Here is an 11,719-nt window from a genome sequence, read left to right on the forward strand (position 1 = left end):
ATTTTCTACTTCTCCTTCTCGTCGCTTTTCCTTATTAGATTTTAAGTATACTTATTATATTTCTAAACCTAGAAAATGTTAACCAATTACTTTTTGAAGGCGATTTAAAACTTTTTCTTTCCCAAGAAGTGCAATCGCATTAGGAAGCTCTGGACCATGTGTTTGACCAGTAGTAGCAACACGGATTGGCATAAATAAGTTTTTACCTTTATGCCCTGTTTCCTTTTGAACTGCTTTAATAGCTGCCTTAATCGCTGCAGGCTCCATCGCTTCTAGAGCTTCTATTTGACCAGCAAATGCACGAAGTACTTCAGGTACCTGTTCACCATTTAATACTTCTTGTCCTTCTTCTTCATAATCAACATGATCTTTAAAGAACATTTCAGAAAGCTCTACGATTTCAGCTCCGAAACTCATTTGGTCATGATATAAAGCAATTACATCACGAATCCAAGCTTGTTCTTGTTCACTTAAAGTTTCGCCCACACGTCCAGCTTTCACTAAATGCGGTAAACTTAACTCTACAACCGTATCTAAATCTTGCTTTTTCATATACTGGTTGTTCATCCATTTTAATTTTTGAGAATCAAATAATGCAGGTGATTTTGATAAACGAGCTGCATCGAACATTTTGATGAACTCATCTTTAGAGAAGATCTCTTCTTCTCCTACCGGCGACCAACCTAGTAGTGCAATAAAGTTAAAGATTGCTTCTGGAAGATATCCTAGCTCTTTATATTGCTCAATAAATTGAATAATAGATTCATCACGTTTACTTAACTTTTTACGGCTTTCGTTAACAATTAGGGTCATATGACCGAATTGTGGGATGTCCCAACCGAAAGCTTCATAAATCATCATTTGTTTTGGCGTATTTGAAATATGATCATCGCCACGAAGCACATGTGTAATCTCCATTAAGTGATCATCTACTGCTACCGCAAAGTTATAAGTTGGAATTCCATCTTTTTTCACGATAACAAAATCACCGAAATCATTTGAATGGAATGCAACTTCATCTTTTACGATGTCTTTGAATGTGTAATCACGATCAGCTGGTACACGGAAACGAATACTTGGAATACGTCCCTCAGCTTCAAATTCTTTCATTTGTTCTTCAGTTAAATCACGATGGTTACCTGCATAACGAGGTGTTTCACCACGAGAAATTTGTCCTTCACGCTCTGCTTCCAGCTCTTCTTCTGTCATATAACATTTGTAAGCTAAACCACGCTCTAATAAATCTAGATATAATTTTTTATAAATATCTAAACGCTCTGTTTGACGATATGGTCCGAATTCACCACCAACATCAACACCTTCATCCCAGTCCATACCGAGCCATTTCAAGTATTTTAATTGGCTTTCTTCTCCACCTGCAACATTACGTTTTACATCAGTATCTTCAATACGAATAATAAACTTACCATCTTGATGACGAGCAAATAAATAATTAAATAATGCCGTACGCGCATTTCCGATATGTAAGTGTCCTGTTGGACTTGGCGCATAGCGCACTCTCACTTGCTTTTCCATAATTGGTACACCTTCCATTCTTAATGTCAACACATTCTATAATTGTACAACAAAAAAATGTGATTATCCATCTTACGAATTAAAAACCATTATTTTTTCTGTAATAATACCACTGCTTGAGAAGCAATTCCTTCTTCTCTACCTGTAAATCCTAATTTTTCTGTTGTTGTTGCCTTTACATTAATGTTATCTATAGACGTTTCTAACAGTTCACTAATACGTTTACGCATACTTTCAATATGCGGTGCCATTTTTGGCTTTTGAGCAATAATTGTACAATCTAGGTTTCCTAGCTCGTAACCTTGTTCGCGTACAAATTCCCAAACCTTTTGTAGTAATATAGCTGAATCTGCATCTTTAAAGGCAGGATCAGTATCAGGAAAATGCTTTCCAATATCTCCTGCTGCAATTGCTCCTAGACATGCGTCAGCAATCGTATGTAACAATACATCCGCATCTGAGTGACCGATTAATCCCTTCTCATGAGGAATTGTAATTCCGCCGATAATTAACGGTCTACCTTCCGCAAATTCATGTACATCAAAACCTTGTCCAATTCGAAACATTCTTTACATCCTCCTTGAGCTAAACCACTGAGCTTTATGACTCTATATTATATCGATATCCTTACAAAGAAAAGCCCGGCTATTGCCGAGCTTTCCTTTGTTATACACCATCACGGCTATTTTTTCTGAACATGAAGGAAACTTTCAGCAATTAGTAAATCCTCTGGAGTCGTCACTTTAATATTATAGTAACTCCCCTCTACTACACCTACTTGCTTACCAATGCGTTCTACGAGACTTGCATCATCTGTACCAAGAAAACAGCTCTGTTTTGCACTTCTATGAGCTTCTAACAAAAGCGAAACAGAGAACCCTTGCGGTGTTTGTACAGCCTTAAGCTGAGATCGTTCTACCGTTTCGACAACAACACCTTGCTCTACTTTCTTCACTGTATCCTTTACTGGCACTGCACAAATGGAAGCCCCATATTTTTCTGCTGCTGTTAATACATCTTGAATCACTTTATTCGTTACGAATGGGCGCGCTCCGTCATGCACAAGAACGTATTCCACATCACTTGCATGCTGAATCGCGTTATATACACTATCTTGTCTTTCAGCCCCACCTTGAATAAATTGCACCTGTTTTTCAATCGGATACTTCTGCATTAATTCTTCAAAATACGGGCGTTCCTCTTCGTTAATTGCCATAACAATACTTTTGCACGCCTTATCTCTTTCAAAAGCACGTAATGTATGCACGATAATCGGTACTTCATTTATAAGTAAGAACAACTTATTTTTGCCAGCACCCATCCGCTTTCCTTGACCGGCTGCCGGAATAATTAATGTATACATATTAATAATCCTCTACCTATAATGCTTTTTCTAATAATTTACGTTTTGCGAAAATCATACGACCAGCCGATGTTTGTAATACGCTAGTAACTAGTACATTAAGTTGCGAACCTACATACTCTCTACCATCTTCTACTACAATCATCGTACCATCATCTAAGTACGCAACACCTTGGTTTTGCTCTTTACCATCTTTCACAACATAAACACTTAATTCTTCGCCAGGGAGTACAACTGGTTTAATTGCATTAGCTAAATCATTAATGTTTAACACCGTTACTCCTTGTAATTCAGAAACTTTGTTTAAGTTAAAATCATTTGTTACTACAGTTCCACCGGTGATTTTAGCTAACTTTACAAGTTTGCTATCCACTTCTTGGATATCCTCGAAATCGCCTTCATAAATTTCTACCGGAATCGGCATCTCTTTTTGAATACGATTTAAAATGTCTAGTCCTCTGCGACCACGATTACGCTTTAAAGCATCGGAGGAGTCGGCAATATGCTGAAGCTCTTCTAATACGAATTGTGGAATTACAATTGTTCCTTCTAAAAACTTCGTTTGGCAAATATCTGCAATACGTCCATCAATAATTACACTCGTATCGAGAATTTTCCAATGAGCCGTAGATTTTTCTACCTCTATCTCTTCGTTCTCACTATTGTTTTTCTTCTTACCTCCGCGTTGGGGTAATGTAAATAATCCTAGCAATTCATTCCTCTTTTTAAATCCTACTTGGAATCCTAAATATCCAAGTAAAAGAGTAAAGAACACTTGCAATACTGTGCTAATAACCGGAATTGTAAATTCACGAATTGGTATTAAAATTAAATATGCAACAATGAGACCAGAGATTAACCCTAATGTACCAAATAAAACATCTGCTACAGGCGCCTTTACAAGAGCCTCTTCAATATGCTTAATAAGTTGAACAATATAATCTACAAGCCAAAATGTTGTTAAAAATAAAATAATTGCACCAATAATTGCACGAACATACGATCCTTCCAATAAAGGAACAGCACCGATGTCTAATACATTAATAACTTTTGGGATTAAGTAAATCCCTAACGCTCCCCCAATTACTAGAAAGAAGAGCTGTACGATCCGTTTTAACATCCAACCACCTCCTACTCATTATTAACCATTGTTTCGCTAATCAAAACGCCGAATGCAAAAGCGGACGTGTTTTTTTATAAATAGTTTTATTTACCAATATATCATATCATATACCAAAAATGTTCTAGTGTCGTTATATTATGGAATCAATGTAATATTCTTAATTGTGTCTACTCATATAGAGATGCTCTTGAATTCTTTTTAAGCCTTCTCGTATTTTCTTCGCCCTTACTTCTCCAATTCCTTCCACATCATCCAATTCATGAATAGTCGCGCGACAAACACCTTGCAACGTTTTGAATCGATTAATTAAATTTTCAATGATAAGTGGCGGAACACGAGAGATTTTGCTTGTGATTCGATATCCCCTTGGCGTCACACTTTCTTCTAAACTCGTTTGCCCTGGGTAGCCAAGTAATTTAACTAAATCACTATCCTCTAAAAGTTGTGTATTTGCAAGGTCCTGCAACTTTTTCAAAATTTGATGATGGTCTTGTGTTTTTTCTTGGTGATAATCTTTGATTAATAATGCTGCCTCTGCCTCTAAATCAGCTAGTAGTTCTGTAAGTTGTAAACGGATTAACCTACCTTCTGTTCCTAGCTCATGAATATAGCTCAATATTTCATTTTTAATACGCAGTACCATTTCAACACTATGTAAAACGTGAACGACCTCGGACATTGTAACGACCTCTTCAAATTCTAGAATGCCCAAATTCGTAATACCATCATTCCATACAGCCTTATATTTTTCTAACGTTTGAATAGCTTGATTTGCCTTTGTTAAAATAACCCCTATATCTTTTAGTGTATAACGTAAGTTCCCTTGATATAGCGTAATTACGTTACGTCTTTGTGAAATAGCTACAACAAGGCTACCAGTCTGCTTCGCTACACGTTCTGCTGTTCGGTGACGCATGCCTGTTTCAATAGAATCAATAGATGCCTCTGGAACTAACTGTGCATTTGCTATTAAAATTTTACTTCCCGTTTCATTTAAAATAAGTGCCCCGTCCATTTTTGCTAATTCATATAAACTAGCAGGAGAGAATGCACAATTAATGTGAAAACCGCCATCAACAATACTTTTAATCTGCTCATTATATCCAAGAACAATTAGTCCCCCTGTTTGTGCGCGAAGTACATTATCTATCCCTTCGCGCAGTGGTGTCCCTGGGGCCACGAGCTGTAAAATATTAATCATACTTTTGACACGTTGCTTATTTTCTTCCATAGCCTAGCCTCCTAATGTCAAACGAAGCGCTTCTCCTAAATTAGAAACACCTACAACCTCAATCCCATCTGGAATGGTCCATCCTCCTAAGTTTTTTCTAGGAATAATAACACGTTGAAATCCTAATTTAGCCGCTTCTTGTACACGTTGTTCGATTCTTGATACTCTTCTTATTTCTCCAGTTAATCCTACTTCTCCTATTACTGCATCGGTTGGTGCCGTAGATTTATCCCTAAAACTTGAGGCTATACTTAAAGCCACTGCTAAATCAATTGCCGGTTCATCTAATTTCAAACCACCAGCTACTTTTAAATATGCATCTTGATTTTGCAATAGTAAGCCTGTTCTTTTTTCTAATACTGCCATAATAAGCGAAACACGGTTATGATCAATTCCCGTCGCCATTCTTCGAGGATTTCCAAAACTAGTAGGGGAGATTAAAGCTTGTATTTCTACTAAAACCGGTCTTGTTCCTTCCATTGAAGCAACTACTGTTGACCCTGCAACACCAACCGGCCTTTCCTCAAGGAAGATTTCAGAAGGATTTAAAACTTCCGCAAGACCAAGCTCTTTCATTTCAAAGATACCCATTTCATTCGTGGAACCAAAACGGTTCTTCACAGCTCGTAAAATACGATACGTATGGTGTCGATCTCCCTCAAAGTAGAGAACTGCATCGACCATATGTTCTAACATACGAGGTCCTGCAATTGCTCCTTCTTTTGTCACATGCCCGACGATGAAAATAGGGATTCCTTTTGTTTTTGCAAGTTTCATTAATTCCGCTGTACATTCACGTACTTGTGCCACACTTCCTGGTGCTGACGTCACTTCAGGTAAATGTATCGTTTGAATAGAATCAATAACAACAAAAGCTGGATTCATTTCTTCAATATGTGCTGCAATACGCTGCAAGTCTGTCTCTGCTACAACAAATAGATTGCTACCCTTTACATGCAAACGATCTGCACGAAGTTTAATCTGCTTTGCCGACTCCTCACCCGATATGTATAATACATCATATGAAGAATCTGCTAATTGCGATGAAATCTGTAATAGTAATGTTGATTTTCCAATCCCAGGGTCTCCACCAATAAGTACTAAGGACCCATCTACAATTCCGCCACCAAGCACACGGTTAAACTCTTGAAATTCCGTTTCAATACGTGCCTCAGACTTTGTTTCTACTTCAGTAAGACGTCTTGGTTTTGTTACTTCCGTTTGAATTGCATTCGCGTAATTAAGGCGCCTTGATGATACAACTGGTTCCATCTCTTCAACAAGTGTATTCCATTGACCACATCCGGGACATTTACCCATATATTTCGGTGACTGATAACCACATTCTTGACATATAAATTTCGTTTTCTTTTTAGCCATACCTTTTTATAGTTCACTTCACTTTCGTCTATAAACGTTTATCCTTCTCGTACAAGAAAGAGGGCTATCGCGTAGCCCTCTTTGTTTGTCTATACTTATTTTACCTTTTCCGCACTATGAATGACAAATGATTCTCCTTCTACATCAAAGATAACTTTTTGTCCTTTCTCAATAGCACCTTTTAAAAGTTCTTCAGATAGTCTATCTTCTACATGCTTCTGAATTGCCCTACGAAGCGGACGAGCACCGTACTCACGATCAAATCCTTTATCAGCAATAGCAGAAATTGCCCCTTCTGTTAATTGCAATTCGATTTCTTGTTCTTTTAAGCGATTCACTAACTGATTTACCATAAGAGTTACTATTTCTTGAATATGTTTTTTCTCAAGCATATGGAATACGATAATTTCATCAATACGGTTTAAGAATTCTGGACGAAATGCTTTTTTCAGTTCATCCATTACTTTACCTTTCATATCCGAATAATCGCGGCTCTCATCTTGTACGTTAAATCCAAGATACTTATTACGTTTTAATGCATCTGCCCCAACGTTAGATGTCATAATAACAATTGTATTACGGAAATCTACTGTACGTCCTTTAGAATCGGTTAAACGACCATCTTCTAATACTTGTAGTAAAATATTAAACACATCCGGATGAGCTTTCTCTACCTCATCTAATAAGACAACTGAATATGGCTTGCGACGAACTTTCTCTGTTAATTGTCCACCTTCTTCATATCCAACATATCCTGGAGGAGAACCAACTAAACGGGAAGTAGAATGCTTCTCCATGTACTCTGACATATCGATGCGAATCATTGCATCTTCGTCACCGAACATAGATTCTGCTAGTGCTCTTGCAAGTTCTGTTTTACCTACACCTGTTGGCCCTAAGAAAATAAATGAACCAATTGGGCGCTTCGGATCTTTTAATCCTGCTCTCGCACGACGAACAGCTTTTGCTACAGCTACTACCGCTTCATCTTGACCAATTAAACGATCATGAAGAATGGATTCTAAGTTTAATAATTTATCAGTCTCTGTTTGTGCAAGTTTAGAAACTGGGATACGCGTCCATGTAGAAACGACATTTGCAATATCTTCTACCGTAACCTCTGAATTTTCTTTTCCTTGTTGCTCTTTCCATTGACGTTTTGTATCTTCTAACTTCTCTCGTAAGCGTTGTTCCATATCACGTAAAGAAGCAGCCTTTTCAAATTCTTGACTTTGTACAGCCGCATCTTTTTCTTTTCGAATCTCCTCAAGCTTCACTTCAAGCTCTTTTAAGTTTGGTGGTGTTGTATAAGAACGTAAGCGAACTTTTGAAGCAGCTTCATCAATTAAATCAATTGCTTTATCTGGTAAAAAGCGATCTGTAATATAACGATCTGAAAGTTTTACAGCTGCATCAATAGCGTCATCTGTAATAGATACACGGTGATGCGCCTCATAACGGTCACGTAAACCTTTCAAGATTTGAATCGATTCTTCTAAACTTGGCTCATCAACATGAATTGGTTGAAAACGTCTTTCTAAAGCCGCGTCTTTTTCAATATATTTGCGATACTCATCTAAAGTTGTCGCCCCAATACATTGTAACTCTCCTCGTGCTAAAGATGGTTTTAAAATATTCGATGCATCGATTGCACCTTCTGCTCCACCTGCACCAATTAATGTATGAAGCTCATCAATAAATAGAATAATATTGCCTGCTTGGCGAATTTCATCCATCACTTTCTTTAAACGGTCTTCAAATTCACCGCGATATTTCGTTCCAGCTACTACTGTACCCATGTCTAGTGTCATAACACGCTTATCTCTTAAAGTTTCAGGAACTTCATTATTTACAATTTGCTGTGCTAATCCTTCTGCAATTGCCGTTTTACCTACACCAGGCTCACCGATTAATACTGGGTTGTTTTTCGTTCTACGGCTTAACACCTCAATTACACGTTGAATTTCTTTACCACGTCCAATAACAGGATCTAAGCGATTTTCACGTGCAACAACTGTTAAGTCCCTTGCTAAACTGTCAAGTGTCGGTGTATTTGCATTTGTTGCTGAACCACCTTGATGACCTGAACTAGCTTCATTACTTCCAAGAAGTTGTAACACTTGTTGTCTCGCTTTATTTAAACTTACACCTAAATTATTTAAAACACGTGCCGCTACACCTTCACCTTCACGGATTAAACCGAGTAAAATGTGTTCTGTTCCAACGTAAGAATGGCCTAGCTTACGCGCTTCATCCATAGATAATTCAATAACCTTTTTAGCACGAGGTGTATAATGTACAGTTTGAGAAGCTTCTGTTCCACGCCCAATTAACGCTTCTACTTCTTTTTGAACTTTCTCTGGACTTAATCCAAGAGCAATTAACGCTTTTGCTGCAATTCCTTCACCTTCGCGTACAAGCCCAAGTAAAATATGTTCTGTTCCAATATTATTATGCCCAATACGAATTGCTTCCTCTTGAGATAAAGCTAATACTTTCTGTGCTCTTTCTGTAAATCTTCCAAACATCATAGAAATCGCCTCCTACTTGCGCTTAGTTTTTTTCAATACGTAATCGCTCACGGATTAAGGTTGATCTTCGATAATCTCTTTCTTCTGGCCCTAAAGGTCCTCCTGCGTATTGTTGTAAAATGCCCGGTTGAGTAAGAACCATTAACTCCGTCAAAATATTTCTCGATATACCTTTTATATATCCTAGATCAATACCAAGTCGTACATCTGATAAGCAATTAGCAGCTTCTGCAGATTGAATTAAACGACTGTTTGCTAGTATGCCGTAAGAACGATAAACCTTATCTTCAAGTTCAATACTTGAATTTTGTACAATTAATTCTCTAGCCATTTTTTCTTGCTGTATAATTTGTTGAATGACACCTTTTAAATCTGCAATAATATCTTCTTCAGACTTTCCTAGCGTCATTTGATTTGACACTTGAAATATATTACCTAACGCTTCGCTACCTTCACCGTATATTCCTCTTACTACTAACCCTAATTTTTGAATTACTTGTATAATACGGCTAATTCTTTTTGTTAAAACCAGTCCCGGTAAATGAATCATCACAGAAGCTCTTAACCCTGTGCCAACATTAGTAGGACAGCTTGTAATATATCCAAGTGATTCATCAAAAGCGTATTCAACTTCTTTCTCAATCCAATTATCTATTTGATTGGCGCTTTGAAGCGCCTCTGATAACTGTAATCCTGAAAATAGGCACTGAATCCGAATATGGTCTTCTTCATTAAGCATAACACTAATATGTTCACTTTCTGATAGTAGACATGCCCCATATTCTGTCCCTGCAAGATTTGGACTAATTAAATGCTTTTCGACTAAAACTCTCCTTTGAAGAGGGGTTAATTCATTCATCTTTAATAGTCCAAACTCCCCAAAGGACCCTACTGCTTTATTTATAAATTTTTTTTTAAATAATTCATGAATCTGTTTAGCTTCTTCTTCGTTTTGCATAGTAGAAAATTGATATTGTTTAAAATTACGAGCCAAACGAATTCGACTACTTAAAACAATATCAGAATCAGGGCCATCCCCCTTCATCCATGGACTAATCGCTTCATTCATAATTTTGTCCAGTGACATAGAACTATTCCCCCTCTCTATGCTCACTAAGATGTATTTCAAGACCTCGAATCTTATCTCTTACCTCTGCAGCTTTCTCAAATTCCTCTTTCTGTACGCATTGTTTCAGAATGAGTTTTAGTTCATCTAATTCTTTCTTTAAGTGGATATTTCCTTCTATACGTTCCGGAATTTTTCCACAATGATCTGTATGCCCACCATGAAGACGTTTTAATAGTGGCTTTAAATACTCCTTAAATGTATCGTAGCAAGAAGAACAGCCAAAACGTCCCACTTTTGTAAATTGTTCATATGTCATCTTACAATCTGGGCATCTTACTATATTTGCATTTGAAAATCCATTTTTTCCTTCTTCAAACATTGTTGATTCACCGTGTAATAAACCAGCAAATAAATCATGAAATGAAAAGTTAGACTGCGATGATTGAAAGAAAGACGTATAGCCACTTTGCTCTGCACATTGCTCACAAAGATGAACTTCCGCCTTCTTCTCGTTAATTACTTTTGTATAATGTAAAGTCGCTGGTCTTATATTACAGTTTTGACAAGTCATCACTATCCCCACCTTTACAACAGGAACGCTCTATCTCATGATACTTTTCATACATTACTAGATTGTTCGCTTTCCTGAATCCGTTTAAATAAAAGTGCATGTTCTTTTTCAAAACTTCTACAACATTTAACTGCTTTATCTTAGTCATCATTCTTTTACAAAAGCTATATTTATTTATATTTCAGTGTTCTTAACATTGCGCATAATATTCGAGCCCTAAGTTCATCTCGAGAAGGAACATCCATTGATAATACAGAACGATCTATTACGCTTAACATCAGTTTCGCTTCACGATTTGTTATGATTCCCTCTTCTATTAAACGTATAATCATGCTTTCTGCATTCCCTTGCGCAACACTATGATCAATCATATGAAGCATTTGATCAATAATGTCTATATCGTCATGCAGTTTGACTTTTATAATGCGAATGTAACCTCCTCCACCACGTTTACTTTCTACTACAAATCCTCTTTCTAACGTAAAACGGGTATTGATTACATAATTGATTTGAGATGGTACGCACTCGAACCGATCCGCAATCTCATTTCTCTTAATTTCAATCACATTATTATTGCTTAAGTCAATAACTTGCTTTAGATATTGCTCAATGATATCAGATATATTTCTCATTTATCCGCCACCTTTATTGACTTTGACTATCTTTGACTTTAATTATATACGTATTAATAAAATTTGCAACTCTTTTGCTTATTCACTATCCTAGCCACATTCTCCTGTATTTAATCAAAATATTAATACTTTAAACACATTTTTTTATTACTATGGATTATAAAATAAAACACGAAAAAACACGAGTCATTTGACTCGTGTTTTAGTTGCTTGGCGACGTCCTACTCTCACAGGGACAAGGTCCCAACTACCATCGGCGCTAGAGAGCTTAACTTCCGTGTTC

The 11,719-nt window shown here is 36.9% G+C and carries 10 protein-coding genes and 1 other annotated feature (1 of these 11 running past the window's edge); all 10 genes read right to left on the minus strand.

Translation table 11 applies throughout. The features are described from left to right. Positions 1 to 31: a binding site (T-box leader), on the minus strand (it extends 218 nt beyond the left edge of the window). Between the two features lie 47 nt (positions 32 to 78). The 10 genes from gltX to ctsR all read right to left on the minus strand — a co-directional run bounded on the left by gltX (position 79) and on the right by ctsR (position 11,436). Beyond that, positions 79 to 1,536 (minus strand): glutamate--tRNA ligase, encoded by a 1,458-nt coding sequence (gltX, locus tag JDS81_RS26310; protein ID WP_000415160.1) that lies wholly within the window; start codon positions 1,534 to 1,536, stop codon positions 79 to 81. Positions 1,537 to 1,625: 89 nt separating this feature from the next. Then, the gene (ispF, locus tag JDS81_RS26315; RefSeq protein WP_000488380.1) at positions 1,626 to 2,102 is read right to left on the minus strand and encodes a 2-C-methyl-D-erythritol 2,4-cyclodiphosphate synthase; all 477 of its coding nucleotides are present in this window, start codon (positions 2,100 to 2,102) and stop codon (positions 1,626 to 1,628) included. Between the two features lie 116 nt (positions 2,103 to 2,218). After that, positions 2,219 to 2,899, minus strand: coding sequence for a 2-C-methyl-D-erythritol 4-phosphate cytidylyltransferase (ispD, locus tag JDS81_RS26320; RefSeq protein WP_000288308.1), 681 nt, complete (start codon positions 2,897 to 2,899; stop codon positions 2,219 to 2,221). A 16-nt stretch (positions 2,900 to 2,915) separates the two neighbouring features. After that, positions 2,916 to 4,019, minus strand: a complete 1,104-nt coding sequence (locus JDS81_RS26325) for a PIN/TRAM domain-containing protein (protein ID WP_000919680.1) — start codon at positions 4,017 to 4,019, stop codon at positions 2,916 to 2,918. A 160-nt stretch (positions 4,020 to 4,179) separates the two neighbouring features. Continuing rightward, positions 4,180 to 5,253 carry a DNA integrity scanning diadenylate cyclase DisA gene (gene disA / locus JDS81_RS26330; protein ID WP_000392164.1) on the minus strand — a complete coding sequence of 358 codons (1,074 nt, stop codon included), beginning with the start codon at positions 5,251 to 5,253 and terminating at the stop codon, positions 4,180 to 4,182. Between the two features lie 3 nt (positions 5,254 to 5,256). Further along, entirely contained in the window at positions 5,257 to 6,633 is a 1,377-nt protein-coding gene (gene radA / locus JDS81_RS26335) for a DNA repair protein RadA (RefSeq protein WP_001085199.1), read from the minus strand. Between the two features lie 95 nt (positions 6,634 to 6,728). After that, positions 6,729 to 9,164, minus strand: coding sequence for an ATP-dependent protease ATP-binding subunit ClpC (clpC, locus tag JDS81_RS26340; RefSeq protein ID WP_000971171.1), 2,436 nt, complete (start codon positions 9,162 to 9,164; stop codon positions 6,729 to 6,731). Between the two features lie 22 nt (positions 9,165 to 9,186). Then, positions 9,187 to 10,251: a protein-arginine kinase McsB gene (locus tag JDS81_RS26345; protein WP_000050835.1), complete on the minus strand. Its 1,065-nt coding sequence runs from the start codon at positions 10,249 to 10,251 to the stop codon at positions 9,187 to 9,189. A 4-nt stretch (positions 10,252 to 10,255) separates the two neighbouring features. Further along, the gene (locus tag JDS81_RS26350) at positions 10,256 to 10,804 is read right to left on the minus strand and encodes a protein-arginine kinase activator protein McsA (protein ID WP_097954581.1); all 549 of its coding nucleotides are present in this window, start codon (positions 10,802 to 10,804) and stop codon (positions 10,256 to 10,258) included. 170 nt (positions 10,805 to 10,974) lie between these two features. Next, positions 10,975 to 11,436, minus strand: a complete 462-nt coding sequence (gene ctsR / locus JDS81_RS26355) for a transcriptional regulator CtsR (protein WP_001244560.1) — start codon at positions 11,434 to 11,436, stop codon at positions 10,975 to 10,977. Between the last annotated feature and the right edge of the window lie 283 nt (positions 11,437 to 11,719).

The organism is Bacillus cereus group sp. N31 (genome assembly GCF_016483245.1).
In the GTDB taxonomy this organism is placed as follows: Bacteria; Bacillota; Bacilli; order Bacillales; family Bacillaceae_G; genus Bacillus_A; species Bacillus_A toyonensis.

Coding starts and splice junctions, on each gene's coding strand:
- gltX (WP_000415160.1), bottom strand. CDS start 1,536: ATGGAAAAGCAAGTGAGAGTGCGCTATGCGCCAAGTCCAACAGGACAC.
- ispF (WP_000488380.1), bottom strand. CDS start 2,102: ATGTTTCGAATTGGACAAGGTTTTGATGTACATGAATTTGCGGAAGGT.
- ispD (WP_000288308.1), bottom strand. CDS start 2,899: ATGTATACATTAATTATTCCGGCAGCCGGTCAAGGAAAGCGGATGGGT.
- JDS81_RS26325 (WP_000919680.1), bottom strand. CDS start 4,019: ATGTTAAAACGGATCGTACAGCTCTTCTTTCTAGTAATTGGGGGAGCG.
- disA (WP_000392164.1), bottom strand. CDS start 5,253: ATGGAAGAAAATAAGCAACGTGTCAAAAGTATGATTAATATTTTACAG.
- radA (WP_001085199.1), bottom strand. CDS start 6,633: ATGGCTAAAAAGAAAACGAAATTTATATGTCAAGAATGTGGTTATCAG.
- clpC (WP_000971171.1), bottom strand. CDS start 9,164: ATGATGTTTGGAAGATTTACAGAAAGAGCACAGAAAGTATTAGCTTTA.
- JDS81_RS26345 (WP_000050835.1), bottom strand. CDS start 10,251: ATGTCACTGGACAAAATTATGAATGAAGCGATTAGTCCATGGATGAAG.
- JDS81_RS26350 (WP_097954581.1), bottom strand. CDS start 10,804: ATGACTTGTCAAAACTGTAATATAAGACCAGCGACTTTACATTATACA.
- ctsR (WP_001244560.1), bottom strand. CDS start 11,436: ATGAGAAATATATCTGATATCATTGAGCAATATCTAAAGCAAGTTATT.